General features: G+C 61.7%; 15 protein-coding genes. 7 read left to right on the forward strand and 8 right to left on the reverse strand.

The features are described 5' to 3' along the window. Nucleotides 1-247: 247 nt before the first annotated feature. From AC1DIJ_RS29950 to AC1DIJ_RS29965, 4 genes are all read right to left on the reverse strand, one after another. Nucleotides 248-622, reverse strand: coding sequence for a VOC family protein (locus AC1DIJ_RS29950; protein WP_112390927.1), 375 nt, complete (start codon nt 620-622; stop codon nt 248-250). A 114-nt stretch (nt 623-736) separates the two neighbouring features. Then, on the reverse strand, nt 737-1,093 hold the full coding sequence (locus AC1DIJ_RS29955; RefSeq protein ID WP_112390926.1) for a hypothetical protein: 357 nt from the start codon (nt 1,091-1,093) through the stop codon (nt 737-739). 95 nt (nt 1,094-1,188) lie between these two features. Beyond that, entirely contained in the window at nt 1,189-2,082 is an 894-nt protein-coding gene (locus tag AC1DIJ_RS29960; RefSeq protein WP_162706094.1) for a sensor domain-containing diguanylate cyclase, read from the reverse strand. A 133-nt stretch (nt 2,083-2,215) separates the two neighbouring features. Next, the gene (locus tag AC1DIJ_RS29965) at nt 2,216-3,124 is read right to left on the reverse strand and encodes a DUF1003 domain-containing protein (RefSeq protein ID WP_112390924.1); all 909 of its coding nucleotides are present in this window, start codon (nt 3,122-3,124) and stop codon (nt 2,216-2,218) included. Nucleotides 3,125-3,308: 184 nt separating this feature from the next. Here AC1DIJ_RS29965 and AC1DIJ_RS29970 point away from each other — a divergent pair, with 184 nt between their 5' ends. Then, nucleotides 3,309-5,030, forward strand: a complete 1,722-nt coding sequence (locus tag AC1DIJ_RS29970) for a sensor domain-containing diguanylate cyclase (RefSeq protein WP_477831747.1) — start codon at nt 3,309-3,311, stop codon at nt 5,028-5,030. A gap of 355 nt (nt 5,031-5,385) precedes the next feature. Here the strand turns inward: AC1DIJ_RS29970 and AC1DIJ_RS29975 are convergent, their stop codons facing one another. Further along, entirely contained in the window at nt 5,386-6,114 is a 729-nt protein-coding gene (locus AC1DIJ_RS29975) for an SDR family oxidoreductase (RefSeq protein WP_112390923.1), read from the reverse strand. 165 nt (nt 6,115-6,279) lie between these two features. Between AC1DIJ_RS29975 and AC1DIJ_RS29980 the strand changes: the two genes are divergently transcribed. Then, on the forward strand, nt 6,280-7,170 hold the full coding sequence (locus AC1DIJ_RS29980) for an AraC family transcriptional regulator (protein WP_477831748.1): 891 nt from the start codon (nt 6,280-6,282) through the stop codon (nt 7,168-7,170). Between the two features lie 16 nt (nt 7,171-7,186). Here AC1DIJ_RS29980 and AC1DIJ_RS29985 read toward each other — a convergent pair whose 3' ends face one another. After that, nucleotides 7,187-7,552, reverse strand: coding sequence for a MerR family transcriptional regulator (locus AC1DIJ_RS29985; RefSeq protein ID WP_112390922.1), 366 nt, complete (start codon nt 7,550-7,552; stop codon nt 7,187-7,189). An 82-nt stretch (nt 7,553-7,634) separates the two neighbouring features. Here AC1DIJ_RS29985 and AC1DIJ_RS29990 point away from each other — a divergent pair, with 82 nt between their 5' ends. Next, entirely contained in the window at nt 7,635-8,456 is an 822-nt protein-coding gene (locus tag AC1DIJ_RS29990) for an oxidoreductase (protein ID WP_112390921.1), read from the forward strand. An 18-nt stretch (nt 8,457-8,474) separates the two neighbouring features. Here AC1DIJ_RS29990 and AC1DIJ_RS29995 read toward each other — a convergent pair whose 3' ends face one another. Together AC1DIJ_RS29995 and AC1DIJ_RS30000 are read right to left on the reverse strand one after the other, a co-directional pair. Further along, a complete protein-coding gene (locus AC1DIJ_RS29995) occupies nt 8,475-8,897 on the reverse strand; it encodes a SufE family protein (protein ID WP_112390920.1) in 423 nt (140 codons plus the stop codon). Nucleotides 8,898-9,106: 209 nt separating this feature from the next. Next, on the reverse strand, nt 9,107-9,625 hold the full coding sequence (locus AC1DIJ_RS30000; protein WP_112390919.1) for a DUF5330 domain-containing protein: 519 nt from the start codon (nt 9,623-9,625) through the stop codon (nt 9,107-9,109). A gap of 452 nt (nt 9,626-10,077) precedes the next feature. Here AC1DIJ_RS30000 and AC1DIJ_RS30005 point away from each other — a divergent pair, with 452 nt between their 5' ends. The 4 genes from AC1DIJ_RS30005 (at nt 10,078) to AC1DIJ_RS30020 (ending at nt 15,282) form a co-directional block, all read left to right on the forward strand. After that, a complete protein-coding gene (locus AC1DIJ_RS30005) occupies nt 10,078-11,619 on the forward strand; it encodes a sensor histidine kinase (RefSeq protein WP_112390918.1) in 1,542 nt (513 codons plus the stop codon). Next, nucleotides 11,591-12,514 (forward strand): peptidoglycan-binding domain-containing protein, encoded by a 924-nt coding sequence (locus AC1DIJ_RS30010; protein WP_112390917.1) that lies wholly within the window; start codon nt 11,591-11,593, stop codon nt 12,512-12,514. Before AC1DIJ_RS30005 ends, AC1DIJ_RS30010 begins: the two co-directional genes overlap by 29 nt. A gap of 466 nt (nt 12,515-12,980) precedes the next feature. Then, nucleotides 12,981-13,742: a hypothetical protein gene (locus AC1DIJ_RS30015; RefSeq protein ID WP_112446029.1), complete on the forward strand. Its 762-nt coding sequence runs from the start codon at nt 12,981-12,983 to the stop codon at nt 13,740-13,742. Nucleotides 13,743-14,136: 394 nt separating this feature from the next. After that, nucleotides 14,137-15,282 (forward strand): porin, encoded by a 1,146-nt coding sequence (locus tag AC1DIJ_RS30020; protein WP_112390915.1) that lies wholly within the window; start codon nt 14,137-14,139, stop codon nt 15,280-15,282. Nucleotides 15,283-15,400: the final 118 nt, after the last annotated feature.

Genomic DNA, 15,400 nt, shown 5'->3' on the forward strand with positions numbered 1-15,400 from the left:
AAATTGTTTCGCCATCCACAACCGAGTTACACACATTTAGCCTCCTAGAAAGGCATTACGATATCTCGGCGGGCGTTCGTGTCACGGACGCTAATTTCTAAGGGGATAGATGAGATGCTCACCACCAATAGTTTTTCAACAGTATCGGCGCAAAGCAGCCGTTCGTGATCCCATCGCCCTGTTTCGGGCCGAGCATCCAGAGGCGCGAATTCCCACCTGATCCAAAACCGTTTCGCGCCCACCACCGTCACCTCACCGCCAGCGTCCGCGCCGTCAGCTTGTTCCCATCAGGATCGCGCAAATACGCCACAAACGCCCCATTCGGGCGCTCCGAGGGCGGGCTTTCGATCGCCGTGCCGCCATGCGTGCTACCGGCGGCATGCCACGCCAGAACATGCTCCCGGCTCGCAGCACCGATCCCGATCGTCCCGCCGTTGGCTGCCGTTGCCGGCTTGCCGTCGATCGGCGTGGTGATCATCAGCCGTCCGCCCTCATGGGCATAGATCAGCCGCCCTCGCGCATCCATCTCGCCTTGCTTGCCGCCCAAGGCAGCGAAGGTGGCATTGTAAAAGCGTCTGGACCGCTCCAGGTCGTTGCTCCCGATCATGATGTGGGTGAACATGCTTCCTCTCCAGTAAGCTTGCCATTCAGGGCAAATGCGGCTCGGACATAAACCCGCCGCTGCCGATCAGGGCTGCAATCGTTGCCGCAGCTTTGTGGCGCATCTGCGGCCCCTTCACAAGGGCGAGGTATGACGGGCGGCAATGACCATAAAGCTCGCTTTTGTCGCAACGATGCCGAAAACCGAGGCGCCGGCCAGCATGCCCGCAATGGCGTAAGGCCGCAGATTGAAAATCAAGCCAAGAAACCCGGTTATCGCGAGGCCACAGAGGAATTGGCCGGCGAGCAGCGATGCCACGGAGCCCGTTCCGTGCACAAAGAAGAATACCACGACTGACATCGGAACGCCCACAAAGACGGCCAATGCGCTTTTCCACGCTGAGCCGCCAGCGATCTTTCCGCCAAGTGCGCCGCCAAGGAGCACCGCCAGAAAGAAGACGATCGGGATACTGAGTTTCTCTTCCAACGTCATGGGGGCTTTCCGGGGAATGGTTGCTGTCGATGCTCGTTGGCAACCTAAGATGCAGTGGTGCGGTTAAGAAACCGCACTAGTTTCTAGCCACTACCTTACAACGCCGAAACCCTGTTCCGCCCCGAGCGCTTCGACAGATACAACCCCTCATCGGCACGCTTCAGGATATCGCTGGACGACCGGTCCGGCAGGCCGAATTCGGCCACGCCGCCGCTGATCGTCGATTCGTAGCGCAGGCTTTCCCGGAGGGTGGCGGGAATGCGTTCGCGCAGCCGCTCGGCGATCTCCAGCGCGTCGGTCTGGCGGGTGCCGGGCATAACCAACACGAATTCGTCGCCGCCGAAGCGGGCGACCATGTCGTCCTGGCGCAGGTGCTGGCGGCAGAGACGGGCGATCTCGATCAGCGCCGTGTCGCCGGCGTGATGGCCCATCTCGTCGTTGAGCCTCTTGAAATTGTCGAGGTCGAAGACCAGCACCGAGGTCTGGGATTTCTCGCGCTCGAAGACCGTCAGCCGCTGATCCAGCGTCTCGATCAGCTTGCGCCGGTTGTAGAGTCCGGTCAGCGCGTCGGTTTCGCTGAGCTGGCGCAGCTGCTGCTGCACCTCGTTCTTGCCGGTGATATTGCTCGCCACCCAGACGACGGCATCCTCGCCCTCCACCGGGAAGGGCAGCGCCTGGACGCGGCCCTCGAACCAGATCGAATGGCCGGGGCCATCGCCGGCACCTTTCACATCGGCGCCGCTGAGTTCGTATTCGACGATATGCAGCGCGCCGCTTGCAAGCGCCCGCTCGATCTCGGCGGCAAACCAGCGGGCCTTTTCCTCTTTCAGCACGTCATACATGGTGAGCCCGACAAGGCCGCTGCCGTCGTGATAATGCCGGAGATCCTTGCCGCCGAAGATCGCCGCATAGCGGCCGCTGCGGGTGAGAATGAAGGCGGGATCCGGAAGGGAGGACAGGATCGACGTCAATTGCTGCTGCGTAAACACCCTGTCACCTCTCAGACGACGCGCGGGGAGGGCGCCTGTCATCTGCCTGTCAGTCTTTCGTCTGCCCAATCTGGCACAGCCGCATTGCATTTTTCTAAATGGGGGCCTGCGAGAGCTGACCGGGCATTTGTTATCAGCCGTCCGTCTCATCCGCCTTCGGCGATGCGCTGAACAGGTTCTTCAGCGCGTTGGTCTTTGTCTTCTGCACCCTGCTCATCTTCAGCGCCCGGTTGGCGGCCTTGGCCTGTTCCAGCATCATCTCGATCTGGATCTGTTGGATCTCGGTCAGCCGCTCCCATTGCCGGTTCAGGAGGTGATCGACCTTTTCGTGCAGGTGGCGGATTTCGAGCTCCGCCTTGAGGTTGACCTTGTAGTCGTTGAGCGCCCGCAACCGGTCCTTCGATTCCTGGCGGCGCTGGCTCATCATGATGATCGGTGCCTGCAGTGCGGCGATGGTCGAGAGGATGAGGTTGAGGAGAATGAAGGGATAGGCGTCGAAGGCCCGCTGCTCGCCCATCAGGAAGTTGATGCCCATCCAGACGGCAAGGAAGAAGCAGAAGGAGATGATGAAGGTCCAGCTGCCGCCGAAGGTGGCAACGACATCGGCGACGCGATCGCCGATCGAGCGGCGCTCCTCGTAGTCCTCTTCGATGTTTTCGGCCAGCGTATCGTGGCTGCGCAGGCTCTCCACCACCTCGTCCTCGAGGTTGGAAAGTTCGCCGCGCTCGTCGCGCAGGAGCTCGGCGATATACTGGCCGCGATAGTCATCCACGACCTTGCGGTTGATATAGTCGTCCGAGCGCAGCCCCGGATGCTTCTGACGCATGAAATCGGCCAGAGACGGGCGCAGGTCATCGAAGTGGATGGCATCCTTCTTCTTCAGCGTAGCACCGGTGATCGCGTCGACCAGGCGCACGGACTTCGCCTTGGCCTGCGCCAGGCTGTCGCTGTAGTCCTTCATCTCGACGGTGGCGGCCTCGCCATGTCCGGCATCGAAATCCACGATCCCGCCTGCGAAATCCAGGGGCTTTTCTTCTGCCATCCGACGATCCTCTGTGCCGATTTCCTGCGCCTCTAAACGTCAAATCGAACAGGATAGTGACATTGTTCTGCGATCCCGGCGAGGCCATTTGCCGCTGCCAGGATGGCTGCCGGAGCGGGCCGATGGCGGGGACTGGCCATGCGCGATTAACGGCATCAAAAGCTTTTTGCCGTATCGGAACGTCATGATCTCGAGTGGACTTCGAAACATATTTTCGGCGGCCGCTCTGCTCCTGGTGATGCTGCTGCCTGCTGGCGCCGCATCGGCCGGCGAAGCGGAGTCCTTGGGGATTCGCAGTTCCTGCCATGCCTCCGCCACGCTTTCGGAAGACTTGGCCGCCATTGTCAGGAACGAGGCACGCTGGTCCTGCGGCACCCAGGAATACTCCCTCGATGCCGAGCGCGTGCTGCTGCGCTTCGACATTGCCCCCGGCGAGACACTCCCCCGCTATTTCCTCTCCAGGCGCAGCGCGCTTGAGGCTGTGCATCTGCTTGCTATCAACAGCGATCGCGCAATCAGGGAAAACACCATTGCCGCCGCCGCCCTGCAGAGCTCGATGGCCGGCGGCTATTTCAAGGCGCCCCTGCCGGAGCTGACCGGAGAGACCAGGCAGGTCGTCGCCGTCATCGACCTGCCGAGCCACAAGATGACGCTGGAGCGCGCCTATCTCGCCCCGGCGGATGGCGCCGGTGGCGTCAGTGACATGCGCTTCGCGCTGATCCTCGCCGGGCTTGCCGGCATGCTCGTCATGCCGCTGATCTTCAACGCCGCCTTCTACCGGGCGCTGCGCGAAACCTTCGTTCTCTGGCACACGGCGCTGACATTCTCGCTGCTGGCGACCATTCTCGTCACATCCGGCCTGTCGGTCCTGCTGTTCGATCCGCCCGCAATGACGCTGAGCTGGATGACGACGGTGATCTTCGGCATGACGGTCGCATCCGGCGCAATGTTCACCCACAGCTTCGTCGAGCCCGGCCGGATGCATCCGTGGCTGCGCCGCGCGCTGCCCTGGTGCGCCGCCTGGGCGATCGTCCTCAGCGTCTTTCACGCGGCCTTCCCCTTCGTCGCCCGCCCCATCCAGTCGAGCGCCTACACGGCGGCTTTTGCCCCCGTGCTTGCTCTCTTCATGCTGTCGATGATCGATGCCTGGCGCCGCGGCAGCCGCGCCGCCCGCTACCAGGCGATCGGTTACCTGCCGATGGTCGTGGTCGGCCTGATCCGTCTGGTGACCGGCATCGTTCCCTGGCTGCCGAGCACCGATGCGACGCTGCTCTTCTATGCCGGTTGCGTCTGCGAAGTCGTCTTCACCACGCTCGGCGTGGCCGAGCGCTTCGTCACCATGAAGCGCGAGCGCGACCGCGCCCGCAACGAAGCCGAACTGCTGGAACGTCTCTCCGAAACCGACGCCCTGACGGGCTTGCTGAACCGAAGGGCGATCGAACTGCGTTTCGAGCAACTTCGCGCCGAGGGCTTCACGACGCTCGCGATCATCGACCTCGATCATTTCAAGGCGATCAACGACGTCAACGGCCACAGCACCGGAGACGAGGTGCTGAAGGCCGTCGCCAATGCCCTCCAGCCCGGCCCAAGCGTCCGCGCCTACCGCCTCGGCGGCGAGGAATTCGTGCTGCTGCTGCGCGGCGAGGACGCCGGGACCCAGGCCGAACTCCGCCGCCAGGCCATCCCCGCCATCGTCGCCCACACGGTCTCCGGCCTCGAACGGCCGGTCACCGCCAGCATGGGCATCGCCGATCTCCTCAGCGACGAGGATTTCGCGGCCCTCTATGAACGGGCCGACAAGCTGCTCTATGAAGCCAAGAGCGCCGGTAGGAACCGGACGCGGAGTGCGGTGAGGGTGGTTGAGGTGGAGCAGGGGTTCGCGGGTGAGCGGGCGATGAGTGCGTGAGGGGCGGGCTGCGCCTGTCAGGTAGCCCGCCTAACCGTTGCCTTAAACGTAGCCGCTATCGGCTATCGCGTTCACATCATCGGCACAGTAACGATCAGAACGACTGCCAGTCCCGCGAGCAGGACTGATGTTTCGATCATGAAGATGGCGATCTGCCGGCTAGACATTTCAGGAAAAAGGGATTTCATCATTTGCTCCTATTAAAAATATTATTCTAACAGGACCACCGTATCACCAAAGATAATCGAAAAGTTTTTTATTTTCGAATTTGCTAAAATTTTCTTAATGGCTGGTCGCGGCCCGGGTTGCCCGGGGCCGCTCTCCAGCTTGCGAGCGCGTCACAGCGCCCGCGGGATCACCAGGGCAGCACGCCATTGTGGTTGAAGTAGCCCGCTGTCGGCCCGTCCTCGCCGAGCGTCGCCAGCTTCACCGCCACTTCGGCTGCCTCTTCCACCGTCCGGTAGCCGCTATTGCCGTTCATCTCGGTCGCCGTATAGCCGGGGTCGGCGGCGTTGACCTTGATGCCGAAGGGTTCGGCGGCCTTGGCGAGCGAGACGGTGGCGGCGTTGAGTGCCGATTTCGAGCTGTTGTAGCCGAGCGCGTTGACGGCGTAGAATTCGTTGTCGGGGTCGAGCAGCGACTGGATCGAGCCGAGCTCGCTGCTCATCATCACGATCCGTCCCGCACCCGACGCCTTCAGCAGCGGCAGGAAGGCCTGTGTCACGCGGATCGGCCCGAAGACGTTCACCTCGTAGACGTTCTTGGTGATGCCGATCGGCTCATCGAGCGGCGAGATGCCAAAGCCGTCGGCGATCCCGGCATTGTTGACGAGGGCATCGAGCGTGCCGGTCTGTCCGGCAAGCGCCTTTGTGGCGGCCGCCACGCTGCTATCATCGGTGACGTCGAGCTCGAGCCAGTGCGCGTCGAACCCTTCAGCTTTCAGCCTGGCGGCGGCCGCTTCGCCACGGCTCTGGTCGCGGGCACCCAGCCAGACGCGATAGCCTTCCGATGCCAGCCGCCGGGCGATTTCGAAACCGATGCCCTTGTTCGCGCCGGTAACAACTGCAGTCTTGATCCTGGTCATGTCTCACTCCGTTTGTGGAGCCTTAGACATCGTGCCGATCGCGATCGCAGCGTGAGCCGCAAAATCCCGGCTTCTTGCCTAATCCTCCTGACCTGCTGTCCGCAAAGCGCCGCTCTCTTGTCTTGCGTTCGGCGGCCATGCCACCATATGTCCATGATGGAAACGATGGATGAATTGCGCGATCGGGCGCTGAGACATGCGCAGGGGCAGCGCACGCAAACCGCTGTCCCGCGGGTGACGATCACCAAGGATGCGGCGCTGACGGGGATGACACCCGGCATCTATGAGCCGATGGTCTGCCTCGTCCTGCAGGGCGCGAAATGTGCGTTGATCGGCGACAGGCGGCTGCATTACGACCGTGCCAGCTATTTCGTTGCCAGCATCGAGGTTCCCGGCGCCTGCCAGATTGTCGAGGCGCGCCCCGATACACCCTATCTCGCCGTCGCCCTGACGCTCGATATCCCTGTTGTCGCCGAAATCATCATGGACATGCCGGGCCTGCCGCCGATGGCCGATGGTCCCGGTTTCGGCATCAGTCCTGTCACGCCCGATCTTGCCGATGCCTGGCTGCGGCTGATCAAGCTGCTCGACACGCCCTCGGATATCACGATCATGGCGCCGATGCTGGAGCGCGAGATCATCTACCGCGTGCTGCTCGGCCCGCATGGGCCGATGCTGCGCCAGCTGGCCCGCAGCGACAGCCGTCTCGGCCAGATCCGCCGCGCCATCAGCCATATCCGCGACAATTTCGATCAGCCCATCACCATCGAAACGCTCGCCTGCATCGCCGGCATGAGCCCGTCGGTGTTCCACAAGCACTTCAAGGATGTGACGGCGATGAGCCCGATCCAGTATCAGAAGAAGCTGCGGCTGCACGAGGCCCGTCGCCGGCTGCTGGCCGATCCCGGCGATACGGCACGCGTGGCCTTTTCGGTGGGCTATGAAAGCGCCACCCAGTTCAGCCGCGAATATGCCCGCCAATTCGGCGCTCCGCCCGCCCGCGATGCCGGAAGGCTCAGGGAGCGCGGGACGCATCGCCAATTGATCGACGGCTGAAGAAGCGCAGCGAGCGCTACGATTTTGGCTCTGACGTGCGGTACCGATCGAGCTTCCGCAGAATGAAATCCTCTATCTTCCGCAGCTCGGCGAGCTTGCCCCTGACGATATCGAGGCGTTCTTCGAGAAAACTCACGGTCTCCGCGGCGGTGACTTCGCGCTGCCCGTAAGTATCGAGGATCGGCCCGATTTCCTTCAGCGAAAGGCCAAGCTGCTGCGCCTGGCGAACGTGCTCGATCCTCTGGATGGCACTCGCGTCATAGTCCCGGTAGACGCGGCTTCCCGCGTGCCGCTCGGTCGATCGGATCAGGCCGATCTCTTCATAGTGCCGGATCCCGTCCTTCGACATGCCGGAGATGCGGGCGAGTTCGCCGATGAGCATTTTTAAACCGCTTGACTGTGGGGTTTCCCGATAGATTACGAAGGAAACAGTTTCGTTTCAACCGATAAGTCCGAGGTTCAGAATGCCCGCATCGCAAAAGCCCGTCGCCCTCGTCACCGGGGCCTCATCCGGCATGGGAAAGGATTTCGCCATGCGCCTGCTGGCGGAAGGCTATGTGGTCTATGCGGCGGCGCGCCGCCTGGAGCGCATGCAGGATATCGTCGCCAGGGGCGGTCTGGCGATTGCCATGGACGTCACCGATGACGCCTCGATGCTTTCAGGCGTCGAGCAGATCATTGGCGAGCAGGGGCGCATCGACGTCCTCGTCAATTGCGCCGGCTACGGCCAGTATGGCGCCATCGAGGACGTGCCGATCGATCTCGCCCGGCGGCAGATGGAGGTGAACCTCTTCGGGCTTGCCCGGCTGACCCAGCTCTGCCTGCCACATATGCGCGCCCGCAAGTTCGGCCGCATCGTCAATATTTCTTCGATCGGCGGCAAGCTCACCACCCCGCTCGGCGGCTGGTATCACGCATCGAAATTCGCGCTCGAAGGCTGGTCCGACGTGCTGCGCAACGAGGTGCGCGGCTTCGGCATCGACGTCATCGTTATCCAGCCGGGCGGCATCGAAACCGAATGGAGTGATATCGCCACTGGCGAGGCATCCCGCATCTCAGGGTCCGGTCCCTATGGAAAGCTCGTCCAGGCCTTGGTTCGCGGTCAGTCGAGAATGCGCAAGGCGCCGCCGCCATCGGTCATCACCGCGCTGCTCAGCAAGGCGGTCGGCGCAGCCCGGCCGCGCACACGCTATGCCGGTGGCATGCTGGCCAAGCCGCTGCTGCTTCTGCGCCGCTGGTTGCCGGACCGTATGTTCGATCGATTGATCATGTCGGCCTTCCGCTAACCGGCCGCTGTGTTGCCTTCAGGCCGCCGCGCGAACGCGTGCCTCTTCGCGAATGCGGTTGACCATCGAGCGCAGCCCGTTGGAGCGCTGCGCCGAAAGGTTTTCGACGAGGCCGATCTTGGCGAAAGTCTCGAAGGCATCGAGTGCTGCGATCTCGGAGGCGGTCTTGCCGGAATAGGTGGCAAGCACGATGGCGACGAGGCCGCGGACGATATGGGCGTCGGAATCGCCCTCGAAGGTCATCACCGGATTGTCGGGGTTGCCATCGGTATGCGTCACCAGCCACACTTGGCTGGCGCAGCCCATCACCTTGTTGGCGGATGTCTTCTTCTCGTCCGCAAGATCGGGCAGCGCCTTGCCGAGCTCGATCACATAGCGGTAGCGGTCTTCCCAGTCGTCGAGGAAGGAGAAGTCGTCGATGATTTCGTCAAGCGATGCCATGGGAGCGGGGCCTTTCAGTGATGCCCTGCATATAGGGGAAGTGCAGCTCTTTTTGAACCGTTAAAAAAGAAAACGCCGTGAAGGATGGGCATCCTCACGGCGTACAGCAAACTGCTGAAATAAACAGGGCAGGCACGTCAGGCACGGCGGGAATTCCCTGAGGGAGAAGGCCGGTGCAAGCTTTGGGGCGGGAGGCGTCCCGCGGAATTTCAGGAGACCGGGCGCGGTTTCGGCGTCGGGATGACGGACGGAACGGTTCCGGTGACGACGGTGTCGGAGGCGCTCGCATCATCGACCGGCGGGCGGTAAGGCATCGGCTGGTTCAGCGCGGCGGTCTTCTCTTCCTTTGCGGAAGGAACGAGCGCTGCAACCGGGGTGAGGTTGGCAAGCGGTGCGGCGACGGCGCCTGCTGCTTCGGCGATCTTGGCAGACGGCTTGTCCTTCTCGTCGCCGGAAAGCTGGCTGTCGATCAGCTGGTATGCGACACGCGCGCCTTCGCGGGCTCTGTAGCCGAGCGCGGTCAGCGTTTCGCCGCCCTTGCTGCAAACTTCCGGCTTCTCGCCGCACATGCCGGTTATATAGTCATAGGCGCCGCTGACGGCGGTGAAGGCGTCGGAAAATTGAACCTGGGGGTCGTTGGCGAGGCGCGTCGAGCTTTCCGAGCTGAAAAGCGGCAGCAGCACCAGCACAAGTCCGAACCAGAAGCTTCCTTTGATCAGTAGTCTCATTGTCGTTGCCCATCCTGTTTTCCCGTCCGGTCTTGTTGCCGAATCAGGGTCCGTTTCCGGTGTGCTTTCACCCTAGCGCGGAAGTGCGAATGCCACTTTTCGAAACTCCGCGGCATTTGCGGCAAATTTAATTCGAATTTTAAATAAAGGCCGACGTACCGTATTTCAGTCAAATTGTAGCCATCGGCATTAAGCATGGCACGGCCTACCGCCTGTAATTGCAGGGATTCTCAACGATGGCCTCGCCGCAAAAGTTAACACAAAGCTGAAATGCGAGCGAATTCCATCGCTTACCCCCTGTTAACCACGAAAATCAAAGGCCCGTCGCAATGGCTCAAAACGGGACTTTTGCCGCTTTCTGGCTGTGGAGGCGGGTTTTGCCTTATCCTTTCTTTAAGCGCCAAGGGCCTATTGTCCGGGTCTGTTAAAGAGCCTTTTCGGGCGGGTATTGCGTGCGAGTATTGAGTGACATCGGCAACCGGGCGGCAGCCCTCGTGGACCGGGCAGCGGCAAGCTGGCTTTCCCGCACGGGGAGCGGCGAGGCCGTTGCCGAACGCGAGCTTGCCATTCTCCGCCGCCTCGTCTTCCTGTCGTCGGGCGCGCTGATCGCAGCCCCGGCCGGCCTCTCCTTTATAACCAGCCCCGCCGTGGCGCTGCCCGCAGGTGTGGCGACCGTCTGCGCCGCCTTCCTGTTTTCGGCTGTCGGCAGCATCGCGCTGTCGCGCCAGACGCAGGTGGCAACCGCCGTCATTCCGGAGACCGCCGAAGACTTCTTCCTGCAGAACAGCGCGGGCCTGATCCTGTTTCTCGACCCTCAGGGCAACGTCACCTCCGCCGGTGGCCGCGATATCAGCGAGTATCTCGCCTGGATGCGCGAGCCCAAGGGCCGCGGCTTCATCGAGCAGGTGCATGTCTCCGACCGCATTCTCTTCCTGCAGGCGCTCGATCAGCTGCGCCAGGGAGATGATGCGGTCAGCGTCGACCTGAGGCTGGACCGCCCGGGCGTCTCGCGCGATCTGCGCCAGTTCGCCTATCTCCGGATGGATATGACCGCGCGGCGCGACGGCGAGGGCGCACTTGCCGCCGTGGTCGCCCAGCTTCGCGACGTCTCGGTCGAGCAGCAGCTGCGCCTGGATGCCCAGAGCCGCGCCGCCGATGCCGAATCGGCCAACGATGCCAAGTCGCGCTTCCTGGCTGCTGTCAGCCACGAGCTACGCACGCCGCTGAACGCCATTCTCGGCTTCTCCGACATTCTGCTCGGCGAATATTTCGGCAAGTTTGAAAACGACCGCCAGCGCGAATATGTCGGCCTGGTCCGCGATTCCGGCGCCCATCTTCTGTCGGTGGTCAACACCATGCTCGACATGAGCAAGATCGAAGCCGGGCGCTACGAGCTGATGCTCGAGCCCTTCGATATCGGCGCTTCGATCAAGTCGTGCGAGGCGATGCTGACGCTGCAGGCAAAGACCAAGGGTGTGTCGCTGACCAGCCGCATCCAGCGCGATCTCGATGAGGTCGTGGCGGACCAGCGCGCCATCCAGCAGATCCTGATCAATCTCGTCGGCAATGCCGTGAAGTTCACCGAGCAGGGCGGGGCTGTCACCGTAGACGCCTCGGTGCGCGCAGGCGTGCTGCAGCTCAGCGTCAGCGACACCGGCATCGGCATTCCGGCCGACCGGCTGGCGACGCTCGGCCAGCCCTTCGTGCAGATCCAGAACGATTATACCCGTCAATATGAAGGCACCGGCCTCGGCCTGTCGCTGGTCAAGGGGCTCGTGGCGCTACATGGCGGCCACTTCGCCATTGCCAGTGCGCCGGGCGAGGGCACCATCATCACCATATCGATCGCGGCGGATGGTTCCGGCGCACCGGCCGCGGATGCGGCGCGGGATGCGGCCGTCGAATTTCCGCCACGCCTGAAGACGACTGCGGCATCCGTTGCCGGATTGGAAGAGGGGCTGTTCGATGGCCGCGCGCAAGCGAAAATCGCCTAAGGGGAAGAGGGGCCGGCAGCAGCCGGGCCTGCTTCTGACGGGGGCAGCCGCCTTGGGCGGCGTCGGCATGACGGGCGCATCGATGCTCGGCGGCGTCGTTGCGCGCAATCCATCGATCGCCGGCGGAACCGCCGCCTTCGTCGTCATCTTCTCCTTCGTTGCGGCCAATGCGCTCTGGTATCAGCCAGGCACGCATCCGCATCCGTTCTTCCGCACCCGCGATCTCTCCTCGCCATTCTCCATCGGCCGACCCTCGGTCGAGGAGCCGCATCCAAACGACGTCACGACCTTCAAGATCGAACGGCCCGGCGATGAGGGTGCGACCACCAATGCGCTGCCGCCGGCCGCAACCGGTGGCCAGCAGCCGGTTCAGCTGGTCATGGATATCCAGCAACAACTGATCCGCCGCGGCCTCTACAATGGCACTGCGGACGGCGTCATCGGCCCGCGCACCAGCGCTGCCATCCTGTTCTTCGAAGAGACCGTCGGGATGCCGCAGAACGGCGAGGCGACGCCGGAGGTTCTGGCGGCACTGCAGACCGATTCGGCAGGCCCTTCCACGGTGCCCACAGAGAAGCCGCGCGCGGATGTCAGTTCCGCCGCATCCGCCGAGGACCCGGTGGCAGCGGCTATCCGCAGCGCCGAGAAACAGGTGAAGACGGCGCCCGCGGCCCCCAAGCAGGTGACGCCTGGCGAACTCTCCAGCGTCGATCTGGTCTTGAAGATCCAGAAGGGCCTGGCCAACATGGCCTATGCCAATGTCGGCGTCGACGGCGTTGCCGGCGAACAGACCCGCGCCGCCATCCGCCACTTCCAGAAGCACTATAACCTGCCGGAAGATGGCGAGCCCAACGCGGCGGTGCTGAAGAAGCTGAAGGAAATCGGCGCGATTTAGCGTCGAGTCGAAATTCCTCTTTTGATTGCATTAAAGGCGCTCGAACACGCTTTTCGGGACGCTGGGCGCGCGCGGATTGGTACGTATGCGTTCCGCAAATAATGACAGATTGTCGCAGACTATGCCCGCAAAACTACTGGCGGGTGAGGGCGAAAGGCGATTTAAGTCGCTGTAAACATAGGAAAACAGGTAGAAGTCTAGCTCACACCTAGTGTTTCATCGGTCGCTGTATTAGCAACGAATTTATAATGCTCACAAAAATATGATACAAATACTCGGCTCGCTTGGTGCTATTCATCAAGTGCGACCGGGGGGCCAGTCAGGAGCAACGGACTGTGATTAAATTGTCACTTTCTCGCATCTGAAAGATACCAGTCGGATGGTATCTTTCTCTCGTCGCCACGCCGCGGGCATCCCCGCGCCCTCCTTGAACGGGACGGCGCCTTCCCCCGCCAGGATCAAACAAATGTTGCGCGAACCTTCCTATGGCGGGATGGGCGAACTGGACGGCTCCGACCGCGCCATGTATCGCTCCACCGCCTCTATCAATGATCTCGAAAATCCGCGGCTTTACAAAGCCCTCCATGATCATTTCGCGGCGGTGTATCCCGTCACGTCCAAAACCGGCGCATCCGAGTTCCATCTCGGCGGCGGCCAGACCTTCCGTCTCCATCGCGGCGTCAACGATCTCAATTTCGAGATCACCTATTCGGAAATTTCCCGTTTTGCGGCGATCACCCGTTCGCTCAACTCCAGAACGAAGAAATATGCGAAAGACGGCCTGCAGTGGAGCACATCGCGCGTCGCCTCTCCCAAGCAGCTGCTCGCGCTGCCGCGTCCGCTCGACGAACCGCGTTCGCCGGAAGACGTGCTGATGTCGATCTTCCATCTCGATCTCAATGATTCGGCGGAGACCGAACGGCGAATCACGACTTGTATCGCCGCGCTCTATCCGTCCGGTCCGCGCCTCGGCGGCGGTCAGCAGGGCAATGATGCGCAGATGACGATGTCCAATCTTGCCGACTGGCTGTCCTTCCAGGACGTGCGCCAGGTGCTGCAGGTCGATGATGCCGATCATGCCGCGACAATGCTCGTCTCGATGATGTTCGGCGGCTTTGCCTCGCGCATGAGCGCGGGTGAGGGCTTGCCCGACAGGGCTTCTCTCACAGGCTATCTGAAGAGCTGCATCCAGCTTTTCGTCCGCGGTTGCCGCCGTCACGACGCCTGATAATCGTCAAACCGGCCGCCACAGGCGCGGCCGGTTGAGAGCGTTGCTCCGTCACGGGATCGCCATTCTCCGGCCCGATTTCCTTCATCCGAGCCTCTGCTCTAGCGCCTTGCTTTTATTAATTATTTCTTAACGTGCCAGCCTGGTTATGCACAGCAGAACCGCCCCGGACTGCCAAAATGTGGTAAAAATGCCACGAGAAAAACTTCCGGGATAATTTTGGTACGAATACGTTTATTAAATAATTGACGACTCCGGGGCCTCCTGTTCATATCCAGCCCGTGACCGAAGCAAACGTTCGGAAACGCATGGCGGACTGAAATTTCAGGGGACCGCATCCATCGCGCTAAGCAAGAGCCAACCTTGGGGTTGGCCTCTGGAACGGAGACAGAAAATGAACATCAAGAGCCTCCTTCTCGGCTCCGCTGCTGCACTCGCAGTAGTATCCGGTGCACAGGCTGCCGACGCTATCGTCGCCGCCGAACCGGAAGCAGTAGAATACGTCAAGGTTTGCGACGCCTACGGCACCGGCTACTTCTACATCCCGGGCACCGAAACCTGCCTCAAGGTTGCTGGTTACATCCGTTTTGACGTCGGCTTCGGCTTCGGCGATGCATACGACAACAACGGCGGCCAGGATTGGGCCGATCACACCCGCGCTGAACTCTCGTTCGACTCCAAGAGCGACACTGAATACGGCACTCTGACGGGCCGCATCGCCCTCCAGGGCAACTACAACGGCGCAACGATCCCGACGAGTGGCATCACCGGCGGTGCGAGCACGACGATCGGCAGTGCAGGCAACTCCGTCATCATCGACGAAGCCTACCTCGACATCGCCGGCTTCCGCGCTGGTAAGTTTGCAAGCTGGTGGGACAACGACTTCACCGGTGAATCCGACAAGATGTCGAACAACACCAACTTCAACGCTGTCCGCTACACCTACGACGCTGGCGACTTCTACGCTGGTGTTGCTCTTGAAGAGCTCGGCGGCATTAGCGGCCGTACAATCACGCTGCCAAATGGAACAACTTTTGTTTCCCCGGCTTCGAGCCTCGATAACAACAGCCTCGGCATCGACGCTTCGGTTGGCGGCAAGTTCGGTGCGTTCACCTGGCAGGTTTACGGTGGTTACAGCCAGCGTGAAGAAGAAGGCGCCGTTACCGCCCGTATGTCTGCTGACATCGGTCCCGGCACCCTCGAAGGCGCTGTCGTCTGGTCTTCCGGCCTGAACTCGGACACCTTCACCAACAACTACGACCAGACGGGTGAATGGACCTTCGTTGCTGAATACCAGCTCAAGGCAACCGACAAGCTGACGATCACGCCTGAAGTCCAGTACACCTCCAACATTGTTCCGGATGCTGGTGGCAACTGGGATACCGGCCACATGTGGCGCGCTGGTGCAACCATGGACTACAAGATCGTCGACAACCTCTCGACCCGCGTTTCTGCGACCTACGTCAACGAAAACTACGGCAATGCAGGTGGTTCGGCTGATTGGGTTGAAGGCTTCTTCCGCCTGCAGCGCGACTTCTAATCAAACGCTATAAGCCGATTAAGATTGACCTCCAAATCGGTTTCGAAAGGAGAGCCCGGGTTCCCACCGGGCTCTTCTCGTTTTTATGTGATGGGTATTGACTGAAGTGACGCGCCTG

The organism is Rhizobium sp. 10N427 (assembly GCF_056394605.1).